11 protein-coding genes are annotated in these 15,341 nt (G+C 58.6%); 5 read left to right on the top strand and 6 right to left on the bottom strand.

Features of this window, described 5'->3' with window-relative positions; all coding sequences use genetic code 11:
• Positions 1-54 precede the first annotated feature (54 nt).
• From QQL78_RS17955 to QQL78_RS17935, 5 genes are read left to right on the top strand one after another with little or no spacing between them, the layout of a single operon-like run.
• On the top strand, positions 55-972 hold the full coding sequence (locus tag QQL78_RS17955; protein ID WP_284375737.1) for a branched-chain amino acid ABC transporter permease: 918 nt from the start codon (positions 55-57) through the stop codon (positions 970-972).
• A 1-nt stretch (position 973) separates the two neighbouring features.
• Positions 974-1,960, top strand: a complete 987-nt coding sequence (locus QQL78_RS17950) for a branched-chain amino acid ABC transporter permease (RefSeq protein WP_284375735.1) — start codon at positions 974-976, stop codon at positions 1,958-1,960.
• A complete protein-coding gene (locus QQL78_RS17945; RefSeq protein ID WP_284375733.1) occupies positions 1,950-2,705 on the top strand; it encodes an ABC transporter ATP-binding protein in 756 nt (251 codons plus the stop codon). Before QQL78_RS17950 ends, QQL78_RS17945 begins: the two co-directional genes overlap by 11 nt.
• Positions 2,702-3,391, top strand: a complete 690-nt coding sequence (locus QQL78_RS17940; protein WP_284375731.1) for an ABC transporter ATP-binding protein — start codon at positions 2,702-2,704, stop codon at positions 3,389-3,391. Before QQL78_RS17945 ends, QQL78_RS17940 begins: the two co-directional genes overlap by 4 nt.
• A 25-nt stretch (positions 3,392-3,416) precedes the next feature.
• Positions 3,417-3,809 carry a RidA family protein gene (locus QQL78_RS17935; protein WP_284375728.1) on the top strand — a complete coding sequence of 131 codons (393 nt, stop codon included), beginning with the start codon at positions 3,417-3,419 and terminating at the stop codon, positions 3,807-3,809.
• Here QQL78_RS17935 and QQL78_RS17930 read toward each other — a convergent pair whose 3' ends face one another.
• The 6 genes from QQL78_RS17930 to QQL78_RS17905 all read right to left on the bottom strand — a co-directional run bounded on the left by QQL78_RS17930 (position 3,810) and on the right by QQL78_RS17905 (position 15,269).
• Complete coding sequence (locus QQL78_RS17930) at positions 3,810-4,664, bottom strand: alpha/beta hydrolase (protein ID WP_284375726.1); 855 nt, start codon at positions 4,662-4,664, stop codon at positions 3,810-3,812.
• The gene (locus QQL78_RS17925; protein WP_284375724.1) at positions 4,661-5,584 is read right to left on the bottom strand and encodes a fumarylacetoacetate hydrolase family protein; all 924 of its coding nucleotides are present in this window, start codon (positions 5,582-5,584) and stop codon (positions 4,661-4,663) included. Before QQL78_RS17925 ends, QQL78_RS17930 begins: the two co-directional genes overlap by 4 nt.
• Positions 5,585-5,596: 12 nt before the next feature.
• On the bottom strand, positions 5,597-6,715 hold the full coding sequence (locus QQL78_RS17920; protein WP_284375722.1) for a cupin domain-containing protein: 1,119 nt from the start codon (positions 6,713-6,715) through the stop codon (positions 5,597-5,599).
• 83 nt (positions 6,716-6,798) lie between these two features.
• Positions 6,799-8,736 carry a caspase family protein gene (locus QQL78_RS17915; protein WP_284375720.1) on the bottom strand — a complete coding sequence of 646 codons (1,938 nt, stop codon included), beginning with the start codon at positions 8,734-8,736 and terminating at the stop codon, positions 6,799-6,801.
• Between the two features lie 13 nt (positions 8,737-8,749).
• Positions 8,750-13,627, bottom strand: coding sequence for a two-partner secretion domain-containing protein (locus tag QQL78_RS17910; protein WP_284375718.1), 4,878 nt, complete (start codon positions 13,625-13,627; stop codon positions 8,750-8,752).
• Entirely contained in the window at positions 13,572-15,269 is a 1,698-nt protein-coding gene (locus tag QQL78_RS17905) for a ShlB/FhaC/HecB family hemolysin secretion/activation protein (RefSeq protein ID WP_284375716.1), read from the bottom strand. The genes QQL78_RS17910 and QQL78_RS17905 overlap by 56 nt, the downstream gene beginning before the upstream one ends.
• Between the last annotated feature and the right edge of the window lie 72 nt (positions 15,270-15,341).

Here is a 15,341-nt window from a genome sequence, read left to right as displayed (position 1 = left end):
AATGATCTTCCGGCGGGGAGTCTTCCCGCCGGAGACACTCGGCAAGGAATTTCCATGAACATGCTGTTACTGATCGAGCAGATCCTGAACGGGCTGCAATTCGGCGTCATGCTGTTTTTAATGGCGGCAGGGCTTACCCTTATTTTCGGCGTCATGGGGTTGATCAATCTCGCCCATGGGTCGCTTTATATGATCGGCGCCTTTGCGGCGGCGGCGGTTGCGGGCTGGACCGGCAGTTTCCTGCTGGCATTAATTGCCAGTATGGCGGCGGCGGCGATGGTCGGGGCTTTGATCGAACTGACGGTGATCCGTCGGCTGTATGATCGCGACCATCTGGAAAAGGTGCTGGCGACCTTTGCGCTGATCCTGATTTTCTCTGAAGGGACCCGGTGGATCTTTGGATCGTTCCCGCTGTTTCTGAACATCCCCGAATATCTGAAGGGGACGGTGATTTTGCCCGGCGGCATCGAATATTCACTCTACCGTCTGACGATCATCGGGATCGGTCTGGCCGTGGCTGTGGGGCTGTTCTTGCTGATCTCGAAAACCCGTGTCGGTATGCGCATTCGCGCTGGCGAAAACGACCGCGAGATGATTGGCGCATTGGGGGTCGATATTTCGGTGCTTTATACGCTGGTGTTTGCCCTGGGTGCTGCACTGGCGGGCCTGTCCGGCGCATTGGTTGGTGCGATCCAGTCTGTTGAGGTGGGCATGGGGGAACCGGTGTTGATCCTCGCCTTTGTGGTGATTGTGATCGGCGGGATTGGATCAATCAAAGGCGCGCTGGCCGGTGCGCTATTGGTCGGGCTGACGGATACCTTGGGGCGCACGATGCTGCCGGTGGTTTTTGGTACCTTTATGGATGCCTCTAGCGCGACGACGGTTGGGTCTGCGCTGGCGTCCATGCTGATCTACATTTTGATGGCGGGGGTGTTGATTTTCAAGCCGACCGGCCTGTTTGGGAGCTCCTGATATGTTGCGCGAACGCACAGTGAATATGATCGTGCTGCTGCTGCTTCTTGTGGTGCCAGCATATGCGTTGATCACGGACGAGCCGTTTACCATCACGTTGGCTACCCGCGCGGTGATCCTTGCCTTGGCCGGTGTTGGATTGAACCTTGCACTGGGGCAGGGGGGGCTGGTCAGTTTTGGCCATGCCGCATTTTTCGGGATGGGTGGCTATGCCATGGGTATTCTGGCCAGCCATGCACAGAATTATACGCCAATCCTGGAAAGCCCGTTTTTGATTGAGGGCACCAATTCGATGCCGGTGATCTGGCTGGTTGCGATTATCGCAAGCGCCTTGCTGGCCTTGCTGATCGGGGCGCTGTCGCTGCGCACCAGTGGGGTGTACTTCATCATGGTGACGCTCGCCTTCGGGCAAATGTTTTATTACTTCACAATATCCTGGCCGGCGTACGGCGGTGAAGACGGGCTGTCGATCTATGTGCGCAACCAGTTTCCGGGATTGAACACATTGGACCCGATTCAGTTCTATGGCATCTGTTTTGTGCTGCTTTGCGCGGTGTTGTTTTTGGTGGACCGGTTAAACAAATCCCCGTTTGGTCTGGCGCTGAACGGCGCGCATCAGAATGAGGAACGCGCCCGGACTGTGGGCATCAATGTGTATCGTTTGCGGCTGGTGGCCTTTGTCATATCGGGGGCGATCACCGGTTTGGCGGGGGCGCTGTTTGCGGATCTTAACCGCTTTGTCAGCCCGACGATGTTCTCTTGGCATATCTCCGGCGAGATCATGATTTTCATCATTCTGGGTGGTGTCGGGCGGTTGTTTGGCCCTGTTGTGGGCGCGGCGCTTTATATTCTGCTGGAGCATTTTCTGGGCGGATTGTCCGAATACTGGTTCATCTATCTGGGCGCGATCCTGCTGGGTGTGGTGCTGTTCGCCAAGGGTGGCATCATTGGCAAGTTGGCGAAACGGGAGATCGGTCATGGAAAATAACGTTCTGAAGATTCACGACATTCGTAAAAGCTTTGGCGCGTTGGCAGCAAGTGACGGCATATCGCTGGATCTGCGCGCGGGTGAAATTCACGCCCTGATCGGGCCAAACGGTGCGGGGAAATCGACGCTGATCAAACAGATTGCAGGCGGATTGAAACCGGATAGCGGCACAGTTCAGTTTCTGGGGCAGGACGTGACCGGCATGACAACGGCGCAGCGGGCGCGGCTGGGGCTGGGACGGACGTTTCAAATCTCTGCGCTGGCGATGGAATATACCGTGTTGGAAAATGTGGTGTTGGGTGCCGTAGGGCAAAGCGGGTCTGTGTTTCGGTTCTTTAAGCCGGCGATGAAAGATGCGGCGTTGTTGACGCGGGCGCGGGCGGCTTTGGCACGGGTCGGGCTGGAAACGCAGGAGAATGTTGTCACAGCGGAGTTGTCACATGGTCAACGCCGACAGCTTGAGGTGGCCGTGGCGCTGACATTGGCCCCCAAGGCGTTCCTGATGGATGAGCCAATGGCGGGCATGGGGGCGGAAGGATCAAAAGCGCTGACCGGCTTTCTGCAAGAATTGAAACAAGAGGCGCCGATCCTGTTGGTGGAACATGACATGGATGCGGTTTTTGCCTGTGCGGACCGGATTTCGGTGCTGGTCTATGGCAAGATCATTGCGACGGGCAGTGTGGATGATATCCGTTCAAACCCGGAGGTGCGCATCGCCTATCTGGGCGAGGAGGACGCGGCATGAACCTTTTGGATTTACAAGGTATTACAGCATCTTATGGTGCGTCACAGGCGCTGTTTGGTGTCGATCTGACCATCGAGGAAGGTCAGGTTTTGGCGCTGATGGGGCGCAACGGGATGGGCAAATCCACCACCATCAAGGTGATCTGCCGCCTGTTGAAAAACACCCAAGGGCAAGTGGCGTTTGCGGGTCAGGATATCACTGGGCTGCCCGCACATAAGGCCGCACGGCTGGGGCTGGGTCTGGTGCCGGAGGGGCGGCGGTGTTTCACCAATCTGACGGTGCATGAAAACCTCTATGCCTCGGCGCGTGAGGGTGTTTGGGATTTCGACGCGGTGCATGACCTGTTTCCACGGCTTGCAGAACGGCGTGATCAACTGGCCGGTTCATTGTCGGGTGGGGAACAGCAGATGCTGGCGATTGGCCGCGCATTGATGACAAACCCGCGTTTGTTGATTTTGGATGAGGCGACTGAAGGGCTGGCCCCTGTGGTGCGTCAAGAGATCTGGACCGCAATTGCACGGCTGAAACAAACCGGTGATCTGTCGATTCTTGTGGTGGACAAAACCCTGAGTGAATTGAGACAAGTCGCTGATAAGGTTTCGATTTTGGAGCGTGGCGTGTCGGTGTGGCACGGCAATATGGATACACTGACATCCGAGGTGCGCGACCAGTATCTGGGTGTTTAAGCAGGAATGTTAAAGGAGAATGACAATGGCACATGAGGTGATTCAACCTGAAGGTTGGGCCAAGGCCAAAGGCTATGCCAACGGTATGAAGACGGCAGATAACCAGCTGTTTATCGGTGGGCAAATCGGCTGGAACGGCGATCAGGTGTTTGAAAGTCAGGATTTCATCGGCCAGATGGAACAGGCGTTGACCAACATCGTCGCCGTGTTGGAAGCTGCCGGTGGCAAGATCGAGGATCTGGTGCGGCTGACGTGGTATGTCATTGATAAAAAAGAGTACCTTGCGCGCCAGGCCGAGGTTGGTGCGGTGTATCGCAAGGTATTGGGGCGCCATTTTCCGGCAATGACCATGGTTGTTGTCGCCGGTCTGGTTGAGGATGAGGCGCTGTTGGAAATCGAGGCGACCGCGGTTTTATAATCAGGGGCAGGCCCTGATCGCATTCAGGGTCGCCTGCACCAGCTTTGCCTGCGGGTCGGCCAATGTGCCGGTGATGTCGAAATGGTTGTAATCGGCCATTTCGACTTGTGTCACTGCATGGCCCTTGGCCGCCCAAGCTGCGTGAAATTGCTGGGTCTCGCGCAGAAAACCTGCCCGTTCCTGCCCGCCAACGGACAGCACCAGCTGAGTTTGTGACTGTTCGGGGATGTGCCGGATCGGCGACAGGGCCGCAACAGTGCCCATGTCCATATCCATCCACGCATTCACCTGCGTCGACAGCAGTGGTTCCAGATCGTAAATCCCGCTAAGCGCCAATGCCGCCCCGATGATATCTTCGGGCAGGTCATATCTGGCGTGCCACCCGCCAGCGATCACCGCACCTGTCAGATGCCCACCGGCGGAGGATCCGCCCACGTGGATTTTGCGGGTATCGAGCCCCAGTGCTGGCCCTTCGCGATGGAGCCAGGCAACCGCGCTGCGCACCTCATGCACAATTTGTTCAAGGCTGGCAGCGGGGGCCAGTGAATAATCCATCACCGCAACCGCAACGTCATTGGCCACCAATCCGGGAGCGGCGAAGGCATTGCCTTCCTTACTGCCAATCCGCCAGTATCCGCCGTGAATCCACAGGAAAACAGGGCGGCCCTTTTCAACGCCATAAAGGTCAAGCGCCGCGCCGCTTTCGGGATCAAACACCAGATCCGCCTGACGGGGCAGGGTTGCCATGGCATGATCACTGAGCGTGATCAGCTTGCCAAACTCATCGTCAAAGGAGGCCACGCTTTCGCGGGCGTTAAAGTCGTGATCAATCTGTGGGTCCAGCGGGAACTTCATGCAAATTTTGTCGCATTGACTACAGGATGGCGGATCGTGCCGATGCCCTCGACATAGGCCTCGATCACGTCACCGGGCCAGAGCCATTCCTGCGGATCGCGGCCCGCGCCCACCCCTTCGGGCGTACCCGAGGCGATGATGTCACCCGGTTCCAAGGTGATGCCGCGCGACAGATCGGAAATCAATTCGTCCACTTTGAACAACATCTTGGAGGTATTCGAGCTTTGTTTTTCCACGCCGTTCACTGTCAGCCAGAGGTCCAGCCGTTGTGGATCGGGAATTTCATCAGCGGTCACAATGCAGGGGCCGAAGGGCGCATATGTGTCCATGCCTTTGGAGAAAATCCACTGCCCTGCGCGGCGGTTGTCGCGGGCGGAAATGTCGATCATCACCGAATAGCCAAACACATGGTCCAACGCATTTTCACGCGCTGTGTGGCTGGCGGTGGTGCCGATGATCACGGCCAGTTCGACCTCCCAATCAAGTTGTTGGGTCATATCCGCGTCATGGCGCACTGGGTCATTTGGGCCGACAACAGAGGTGGGCGGTTTAGAGAAAACCACCGGTTCTTTCGGCAGCGCATCATCGGTATCCAGCGCCTTTGCGCTTTCGGTGACGTGATCGAGATAGTTCAGCCCGATGCCAAAGATGTTCTTGCGTGGACGCGGGATCGGGGCCAGCAGGGTCACGGTTTCAATGGGCAGGGCCAGCGCGTTGCCCCAATCGCCATCCGCGATGTGCAGGGCCTCGCGCAGCTGGCGCACGGCAACCGGGCCAAGGTCGATGAAATCCAGCATGCGGGACGGCAGATCAAGGCCGGATGCCTCGCCAAAGCCTGCAACATCGACAACAATACCGTCTTCGATCACGCCAAGGCGTGCGGCCGCTTCAACATCGGTTTTATAGGTGACAAGTTTCATATTGGTCCTGACTTATGTGGGCTGGTGCCCGCCGTTTTCCCCCAATGCTTCTTCGCGGTAGAGGCCAAGGGCACGGATGACGGGCAGATCGTTTAGGCAAAAGAGAACAGCATCATCGCTGGCAGAGGCATTGGCATGTTCGTGCCATGCCCAGGAGGGGACGCAGAAAATGTCGCGCTCGGTCCAGTCGAACCGCTGACCGTTGATCACGGAATGACCTGACCCTTTGGCAACCTGATAGAGGTAGCTGCCGGTATGGCGGTGGGCCTTGGTCCGTTCGGACGGGGCCAGTCGTTGCATGCTGGCACCCAGCGTTTTCATCACCGGTCCGTTGGTGGTGGGGTTCACATATTCCATCAATGTGCCGTCAAACGGCGAGGGGTCGGAGACGCTGGCATAGGCGTTCAATGCCTCATAGGTGCGGTCCCATTCGTATTTGAACATCGGGGAATAGCCTTTGTCCCACGCGCCACCGCCCGGTGTCAGCCCGGCGTTGCCCCATGTCTTGGTCATGTCGTCGACGGCAAAGGCAACGGGTTCGCTGAGGTCTGGGTGGACCTCGAAAAAGTTTGCTTCCATTGCGTTGACGAAAGGGATGTCCAGGCCATCCTGCCAGATGCAGGGGGTGCCGTTTTCCTCAACCGCATGTTCGTGCCATGTGCCGTTGGGGGTCAGGACAAAATCGTTCTGGCCCAATGTCATCTTGTGCCCGTCGACAACCGTATAAGCACCGCTGCCTTCCATGATAAAGCGGATGGCGGAGGCGGAATGGCGGTGCGCGGTGGCTTTTTCGCCCGGATGCATGACCTGCAACCCGGCATAGATCCAGCCGACAGCGGCGGAAACATCGGTGCGGCCCGGGTTGTTGAAGTAGATCACCCGGCGGCCCGCTTTTTCCGGTGTTACCAGATCAACAGAACGCAGCACTTTTTCGCGCAGATCGGCGTAGCGCCACAGAACCGGAACCGATGTTGATTTCGGCTCCCATGGTTCGATCTTGTTGGCGACGGTCCACAGGGCACCGGTGTGATGTCCGTCAAGTTCGTCGTAATAGGCCAGCAGCTCCGGTGTGTCCTCGACATTGGCGCGGCCCGCCACATCCTCGCGGTGGTTTTCATCTGTCTGTGCCATACGATCCCCCTTTTTGTTTTAACCTTAAAGGATATCGTAGCTATTAAGGCTGACAAGGCAACCCTTTGCGGCACTTTAGGGTGTTATTCGATCAAAACATCCGGTTCAAAACCGCCATTTCGCCATGTTTCAAGGGCTGCGGCGAAATTTGGACCGCTCTGCCCGTCGATGGTGCTGGTGTAATATCCGGCGGCTTTCAGGCGCGCCTGCACGGCTTTGATGGTGTCGGGTGACCAGTCGGAGGTGTTCTGGGTCAGTTGCCGGATGCTTTCGCCGGCATCTTCGGCGGCACCGCGCAGCAGCATATTGGCGGCGGCGTCAGGGTTGCGCGGGGTGATGCGCCCCTCGTCCAACAGGATGGCGCTGGCCACATAGGCGCGGGGTTCGCCGGAGGTAATCGCCCGTTTGAAATATCCCAGCGCTTCCGAAGGATCCCCGGCGGCACCGTCACGGGCCAGCACCCCAAGGTTGAAAGTCGCAATGGCAGAGCCAAGGTCGGCGGCTTCTTTCAAGAGTTCAACGGCGCGATCTGCATCTTTCTCAAGTCCCTGTCCCTCGAAGAGGGCAACGGCAAGGTTGATCTTGGCGTCCGGGCTGCCAAGGCTGGCGGCCCGCTGGTAAAGCCGCAGGGCCTCTACCGGGCTGGCGGGCACGCCGTTGCCGGTTTCAGTGAGTAGGGCAAGGCTGACCATGGCGCGCAGATCACCGCGTGTTGCCGCCTCTCGGTAAAGCTGGACCGCCTGTTCCATGTCTCCTGCCGCCACAGTAGCGCGTGCAAGCAGGGCGGTATAATGCGGCAGTTCAGGGTTTTCTTTCGCGGCGGCCAGACAGGCCTGCATCGCCGACAATGCGTTCTCTTTCAACTTGCTGAACGGAACACCGGAGGTATTGGCCGTTGCGTCCCGCGGATGGGTGGCAAGCCGTTCACACAGACGGCCCGATCCTGCATCCCCTTCGGCAGGCAAGGTGGCAATCAAACGGCTGGCATCGCCCAGATAGGTGCCATTCGGATATTTCTCGATGTAAAATTCCACCAAGGGCCGCATCCGGCTGCGCCGTGCCAGTTGCCACAGGCGTTCCTCCTGGGCATCGCGTTCCTGCGGGGAGTAATCGCGCGACAGGGTGGCACCGGGATTGGCGGGATCGAGAAAGGCCAGTACCTCAGCAACATGTGCCCCTTGGGGGTAGCGTTCGGCGTAAAGCTCCATCAGCTGCGGATCGCCGGCGTTTGCGGCAACCTGCCAGAGCAGCGTTTCGGCAGAACCGGCATCGGGGCGTGGGTCGAACCGGAACTGGCGGGTCAGTGAAGAGTTTTCCCAAGGAATCTGACGCCCGCCGGTGGCGGCCAGCACGTCCTTGCGCACGTTGATCATCAAATCCGAGATATCAAGTCCGGGTGTATAGATATGACTGAGCAGGGCAGAGGTAAAAAAGCTGTTTCGTCCAGACCCATCATAGGCAACATTGTCAGGCTGGGTGGCAAAAGAGATCATAAAGTCACGCGCGTTGCCGATCCGCGCCAGTCCTTCGGAGACCGCGGCCACGGCCCCCTCAAACGGATCGTTGCGGCAGGCATCAAGGAAAACAAATTTGATGCCCGGTGCCTGTTCCATCTTGCTTAAGATATCGGTCAACCGGATGGTTTGGTCCTGCACATCCTGTGGAGTCTGGATTTCGGCATCCACCGGCACCAGGTAGTTTTGCCCGCCGACCTGAAACCCGTGTCCGGCATAATAGAATAGCGCCACATCAGCAGTATCGAGGCCGGCGACAAATTTATCCGCCAGCTCCGACATTTCCGCGCTGGTCAGATCGAGACCAAGCAGCACCTCAAATCCCAACCCCTCAAGTGCGACATGTAAATCCGTGGCATCATTGCCCGGATTGTCCAGCGGCGTGACCTGTTGATAGTCGGAATTGCCGATGATCAGCGCAACCCGGCGTTCTTGCGCCTGTGCCTGCAAGGGCAGGGCCACTGCAAACATCAGAAAGGCAATCGTGCGGATCAGGATCCTGCGCATTTGGCCCCCGGGGTTACAGTTCAACGGCGCGGACCAAAGATGTCTCTACCGTGTCAAACGCCTGTACGATCCGGGCACCGGTGCTGCGCTGTACGGCGGTCACTTCGGGATCTTCAGCGCGGATCAGCGAAATGGCTTTGCGGATTTCCGATTTGGCCGTGTTGATTGCGCCGATCGCTTCGCCAACCGCCTCGCGGCGGATTGCGCGGCGCTGTGCATCGGTGGTGGCGCTGGCCAGACGACGCTGGGCGCGGGCGGCTGAGGCTTTGATTTCATCCGCGGCGGTGCGGATCGTGGCAGATACGGTTTCCAGCCCTTGGGGCAGATCATTCACGATTTCATCCAAAGCATTGGCATAGGTATCCAGCGAGGCGCTGAGACAGGTCATGTAATTGTCAAAATCCTGATCAGCAGAGCCACAGGATTGGACCTGCAATTCAAGCTCTGTTGAAATCGTATCAACAAAATCTGCGGTTCTTTCCGCGTCTTGCAAGGTTTGTGAAGGCCCGCCGTTGCGGCCGGCTGATTGAATGCCGCCGGTGGCGCCCCGATCAGGGAAGGAAATGTTGATCGTGTCGCGCGGGTTGAAAATGGTTCTGCTGCCACCGGGGCCGGGAGTCACGGCAGGGGGTGCAATCAGGTTTTGCACAAAGAAGGTGCCGTTTTCTGTGGTGACATTGTAGTTTTCCAAACCTGTGCCGGTGACATCGCTAAGCTGGATGACGAACGGGCTGTCTTCAACTGTGGCGTCGGGGTTGGCACCGTCGCTGGTCAGGGTGACGCTGGTCACGGCGTCATCGTTGAACAGGGTGGCTGTTGTGAACTCTGTCCCGTTGAAGGTGAAAGGCTGATCAGGTTGTTTGAACTGATCCAGCGCGGTGACGGTCAGAGGGGCAGGGGTCACGGTAAAGCTGCCATCGGCGAAGACCAGCGTGTAATTCTCAAGACCGGTGCCTATGGCGTTGCTGGCGGTGATGGTGAAAGGCCCATCTCCAACCTGCGCGGTGCCATCCGCACCGGCACTGGTCAATGTCACACTGTCAACGCTGTCCCCTTCGGCCAGCCCGGTCACGGAAAATTCTGTGCCGTTGAAGGTAAAGACACTGCCGTAGACCTTGGTTTGATCCAGAGCGGTGATGATCAGATCGCCGGAGGCAACAATGAAGATGCCATTCACCAGGGTGATTTCGTAATTCTCAAGTCCGGTGCCCTGCGGATCAGTGATAAGGATTGCGGCTGCCGGGCCATCCCCGGTCAGGGGCGCATCAGCCCCGGCGGCGGCGCTGGACAAGGTTGCGCTGGTCACGGTGTCGTCGTTCACCAATCCTTCGACGGTGAATTCAGTGCCGGTAAAGGTAAAGACGGCGCCCAAGGATTTGCTTTGATCATCCGCTGTCACGGTCAGCGGCGCAGGGGTTACTTCGAGCGTGCCGGGGATGACGGTCAGAGTGTAATTGCTCAACCCGGTTCCGGTCAGGTTCTCAACCGTCAGATCATAGGTCGCCACATCTGCCGTTGCCGTTGCCCCGTCGCTGAGGATATCCGCGCCGGTTATTTCATCGGTGCCAAACAGGGTGTCTGTGGTGAAATCGATGCCTTCAAGGTCCAACTCTTCGCCATAGGTTTTGCTGGTTGCGTTTACGGTGAGGGTCAAAGGTGCCGGGACAACGGTGGCGTCTTTCGGGAAAGATCGCACATCAAAGACCTGTCCCAAATCGCTGGTGTAGCTGGTGGGGAAGGTAAAGGTGACATCGCCGACATTGGCATCGGACAAGACAATCTCGTCGACCATCACGGACAGGTCGCCGGTGTCATTCAACGGACCAAAGAGATAGTCAGCAGGCCCACCGGAAAAGATGCCAGCTTCGGCGGAAAAGCCGGTGGTGGTGCCGTTATATTCAAACTCCGGTATCGATTCTGTCGGGTCTGTTGCGGTTATGACTGGATCAATGGAATACAGCCGCGCCATATCAACGCCATCCTGTGGGATGGCCCAGGTGTTTGAAAAATCCCACCCGCCGGAGATGGCTGCACTGGTGAAGAGTTCGACATCCTGCAGGCTGGCGGTGGTTTCGCCAAAGGCGCCCTCGAACTGGCCAAAGCCGGTGGGGGTTCCGGTGATTTCACCCGACTGGCCGCTGAGGCTTTGGCCGGTGGTCTCGATATTCCAGAAAGAGGACAGAATGCTTTCGTTGGATGTGGTATCTGCGCCGACCAGCCCACCCGTCAGGGCGAAACCGCCACAACATCCCGGGATCAAGCTGACGGCACCTGTGGCAATCGCGTTCTCGATCGTGCCGCCAAAACGGTTTTCGCCGACCAGCCCGCCGATGGTTGCCTCGGCAAATGGCGCGGTATTGGCCGCAGTCACGGAGGCTTCGGAATAGGCGTCGCGAATGATGTCTTCACTTTCACCGACCAGCCCGCCAGCAAAACCTTCCTCGGCAAAGCGCAGGGTAACGCTGCCCGCGCTGCTGGCATTCAGAATGTCACCGTCGCTGATCCCGACCAGCCCACCCAGGCTGGTAACGCCCGCTGGATTGGCGTTGATGTCAGAAGGATCGATTGCATCGGTTACGGTGACATTTGCCGAGCTGTCCCTCAGAACGCCGAAGGGCATGTAACCGTTGATGCCGCCGCCCGCCTCACCATAGGAAACAACGGTGCCGGTCACATGGACGCCCTGTGTGAAACTGCCGTTGCTGCCGGCAAGGATGCCAGCGCGCCCGCCTGCAACATCCGCATCCAGAATGCTGAAATTCGTGATTGACGGGTTGTCGCCAAGTGATCCGAACAGGCCGGTATCACCACCGTCCGCTGCGGGATACTGGCGGATGAACAGATCGGTAATGGCGTGACGGTTGCCTTCAAAATTGCCGGAAAAGGACAGTGGCACAAAGCCGGAATTGCGCAGCCCGTTAGTCAGAGGGTCAAGCGACTCCCAGCCGTTTGTCGTGGATGCGTCGATGTCGTTGGCCAAAGCAAAGTTGAAAGAACCATGCACCCCTTGCAGCCCGTAAATATCGGTCAGCAGGAAAGGGCTGCCTGCGCCATCGCCACTGATGGCGCGCAGGAAATTGGCATTATCAAGGACAAAGTTGTCAGCGGTAAAGGAGGGCAGGCCGCTTCCCGGGAAATCCGTTCCGAGCTGAAGCCAGTCCCCTTCAACGATGTGGAACTGGGCGACATTGATGTCACCGTTTGTGCCGGTTTCGATGACTTGCGGGCTGGGCCCGGATGCACCCGGCGTTTCGGCTGCGGTCAGGCGGAGTTCGCCATTGGGGGCGGTAATAGGTGCGTTGATTTCAATGGCATTGGGCACCACAGCGCCAAATGCGGTTTCGGCGTTTAATGCCAGTGTTGTACCGCTGGACCATGTAATAGGCGCATTGATTTCAATCCGGCCATCGTCAGGACCGGCACCGGCTGTGGAGAGCAGAACATTGCCGCCTGCCAGATTGGCCTGCACCGTCGAGGCGAGGATGTCCCCGTCATTTCCGGTGTTAAATGCGACCACAAAGATATCGTTGGGATCCAGCAGCAGGCTGCCCCAATTGCCGTTTGCGGCACGGGTATCGGTGAAACCGCTATAGCGCAGGACCTCTTTGCCCGAGACTTCGACAAAGCCGCCATCGCCGGATTGCGCCCCACCCTGTGCAGAGATATTGCCGGTAAACTCTGTGCGGTTGTCGGACCATAAAACGATGCGCCCGCCGTCGCCCTGGGTTTCGCCATCAGCGCGGATTGTGGTGCCCGCATCGCCGCGAAGCTGTGCGGCGGTCATCAGGCCGGCAGCACCATGTGCATTGCCGCCGATGCGGATATTGCCGCCACCCGCTGCGCCGCTGGCGTCAAGCGTGGCCCCTTCAAGGGTAATATCGCGACCGGTGATGGTGATGTCGCCGCCCCGTTCAGGGCGCAGGGCAGGGCGCGCGGATTGGGTGACCTGAATGGCGGGTCGGCGGGATTGGGTGCGCACCTTGCCGGTGACCTTGACCCCACCGCCGCTGCCGCCGCCCAAGGTGACACGCCCGTTGCGGCCAGAAACACTGCGCGCCTCGATGACGCCGCTCATGTTGATGGCCTGTCGTGCCGCGTTGCGGGCGGTTGCTGCCGAAATCTGCACCGTGCCGCCATTGGCCTGAATGGTGCCGGAGTTTTCGATCAGGGCATCCAGCCCGTCGTCATCTGAATTGGTCGGGATCGCGACCTGCAGGAAACCATCCCCGGCCAGATCCAGTGTGATGCGTTCACCAGAGCCAAGGCCGACAAAACCCAAAGGTGCCTGAATCATACCGGAGTTCTTGACCTTGCCACCGATCAGCGCGGCATAACCGCCGGTCACAACCTGAATGCTGCCTTCGTTGACAACCGTGGCCGAAGATCCGTTGCCCTCAAACACCGTCTGGCCGGTCACAAAATCATCGGTGCGGATGCCCAGCGTGGAGGCCACAAAGCTGCCGGTGTTCACCGACCCTGTTGGTCCGATGAAAATGCCGTTGGGATTGACCACAAAGACCCGGCCATTGGCGTTGATCTGACCATGGATCTGGCTGGTGGTGTCGCCGGTCACCCGGTTGAGGATGGCGGAATTTGCGTTTGGCTGGTTGATATCCACACGGTTGCCGGCACCGACGGAAAACCCGTCCCAGTTTACGACTGCACGGTCGCTGCCCTGGTTGATCACCATGGTATTTGTATTGGGGGTGGCGATGGTGGCGGTGCCATGCACAACGGTCCCGCCGCTTGGCAGATCCTGTGCGGTGGCCCAAACCGGTGTCAGCGCAGTGGCAATAGCCAAAGCGTTGCGGGTAAACCGGCGGCGCGTCTGCCCCTTAGAAGCGGAAGGAGCCTTGGATGCTGAAGCGGTTGTTGTCCGGCAGGTTGTCATCGCGGGTTCCTCTTGCGTATTCGATCCGCACGGTTGCGGTCGAGAAATTGGATTTGCTTAAACTGTTCAGCTCAACGCCGATTCCGACGGAGGTGGCAGACAGGTCTGCGACCTCTTGGGCAGTGGGTGATTCCAGCGATACGTCGCCGTAGGCCCCGAAAATATATGGGCTTATTAAAAGGGGTGTATCGCCATAGCTAACCTGCTTTGGCATGGAAATCTCTGCGCGGGCGACAAATCCGCTGTCCCCTTTGATGGCACCGGCATCAAAGGCAGACAATTCCTGACTGCCGGCAATGCCGAACTGTTCTGCGGTCAACAGGGGGTCGCCAAAGGAGGTCTGCATGCGTCCGGCCAGCGAGAAATTGAACCTATCATTGATCGGACGGCGGATACGCCCGGAAAGGACCAGTTTGGTAAATTCGGCATCCGCCCCTTGTCGCGACAGCGGTGTGCCGCCCCCGACATCGGCCAGCGTACGCGCGCCCAGAGCGTCGATGCCATGTGACAGGGATGCGCCCGCCTCGATGGCAGCGCCGCCTTCGGTCAGCCAGAAACCGTCCAGCGCGGCGCGCAGAACCGTGGTTTCATCCTTGTACACCGGTGTGCGGGTATTGCCGGCCCCGACGAGGAATTGTTCATCTGACTGCCGGTCCAAGGTGAGTTGGCCGGAAATATTGCGGTTGCGGCTACGGATGAACGGGTAGAACAGGCGCACCGATGTGCGGTCAAAACGGCTGGTTGTTGGCAGCGGCAGCGGATCAGGTGCGGTGCGGCTGTCGGTGGCTTCGATGTTGAGGGTCAGACCCTTGTATCCCAGGGGCACCACACCCCCAACTGAAAGCGTGCGCACCCGCGGGTCACTGCCGAAGAAAGCCCCAAGACCGTTGGCATTGTCGCTGGCCGGTGAACCGGAAATACGGGCATAGAAGGTTTCACCCAGATTGAAGGGAGAGTTCACCTCAACCCCGGCGCTTAGATTGATCGGGCCGAGAGAACTGGCGTTGGCATTGTCAAAAGCAAAGAAGCCGGTGACGGGCCGGAATTCGGGTTGTAGGATCAAAGAAGTGCCACCGGGCGTGGCCCCCGCAGCCAGCGCTGAGCCAAGCGATACGCCATAGGTATCCCCGGCCAAAAGCAACTGTCGTTCGATTTCGGGCAGGCGCAAACTGCGCTTGCCGACAAGGGGATCGGTGATGCGGCTGATGCGGTTGCGCACGGGGGCGGGGACATTGGCCGTGTCGACAGTTTCGACAAACCCGTCGATGACGACAATCTTAAGCCGCCCGCCGTCACGCAATTCCTGTGCCGGAAGAACCACACGGGCCAGCACAAAACCGGCTTGGGTATAGGCGGTTTCAAGATCCGAAGCGGCGTTGAATATTTCAGCAACAGTGATGGTTTTACCCGACAGCCGCGCCTTGGTCGCCGCGTTGACCTCTGCCATCTGGGGTAGACCGTCGGTCAGGGTGACACCTGACAGGTTGATCAGCAGTTTTTCTGCCCCTGCGGGTGGTTTTGTCCCGCGCGCCCCGGAAAACACCACCGCCCCTTTCAGACGTTGTGCATCGGGGGCAAAGGAGGAAGGGGCGATATCACTGGCGGTCTGGGCGTGTAGCTGTGGCACTGCACCAAGAGACACAGCGGTGCCCAATATCAATGCGGCAAACAATTTGCTGTGCTTTGATGGCTGCCCTTGGACGGCCGCTTTGCA

It is taken from the genome of Sulfitobacter pacificus (assembly GCF_030159975.1).
In the GTDB taxonomy this organism is placed as follows: domain Bacteria; phylum Pseudomonadota; class Alphaproteobacteria; order Rhodobacterales; family Rhodobacteraceae; genus Sulfitobacter; species Sulfitobacter pacificus.
The sequence above is the reverse complement of the archived record's forward strand: the minus strand, read 5'-3'. Positions and strand labels throughout refer to the sequence as shown.

Bases quoted from the DNA above. Each gene is read 5' to 3' on its own strand.
- QQL78_RS17930 (WP_284375726.1), bottom strand. From the start codon at position 4,664: ATGAAGTTCCCGCTGGACCCACAGATTGATCACGACTTTAACGCCCGC.
- QQL78_RS17940 (WP_284375731.1), top strand. From the start codon at position 2,702: ATGAACCTTTTGGATTTACAAGGTATTACAGCATCTTATGGTGCGTCA.
- QQL78_RS17950 (WP_284375735.1), top strand. From the start codon at position 974: ATGTTGCGCGAACGCACAGTGAATATGATCGTGCTGCTGCTGCTTCTT.
- QQL78_RS17920 (WP_284375722.1), bottom strand. From the start codon at position 6,715: ATGGCACAGACAGATGAAAACCACCGCGAGGATGTGGCGGGCCGCGCC.
- QQL78_RS17955 (WP_284375737.1), top strand. From the start codon at position 55: ATGAACATGCTGTTACTGATCGAGCAGATCCTGAACGGGCTGCAATTC.
- QQL78_RS17910 (WP_284375718.1), bottom strand. From the start codon at position 13,627: ATGACAACCTGCCGGACAACAACCGCTTCAGCATCCAAGGCTCCTTCC.
- QQL78_RS17915 (WP_284375720.1), bottom strand. From the start codon at position 8,736: ATGCGCAGGATCCTGATCCGCACGATTGCCTTTCTGATGTTTGCAGTG.
- QQL78_RS17945 (WP_284375733.1), top strand. From the start codon at position 1,950: ATGGAAAATAACGTTCTGAAGATTCACGACATTCGTAAAAGCTTTGGC.
- QQL78_RS17925 (WP_284375724.1), bottom strand. From the start codon at position 5,584: ATGAAACTTGTCACCTATAAAACCGATGTTGAAGCGGCCGCACGCCTT.
- QQL78_RS17935 (WP_284375728.1), top strand. From the start codon at position 3,417: ATGGCACATGAGGTGATTCAACCTGAAGGTTGGGCCAAGGCCAAAGGC.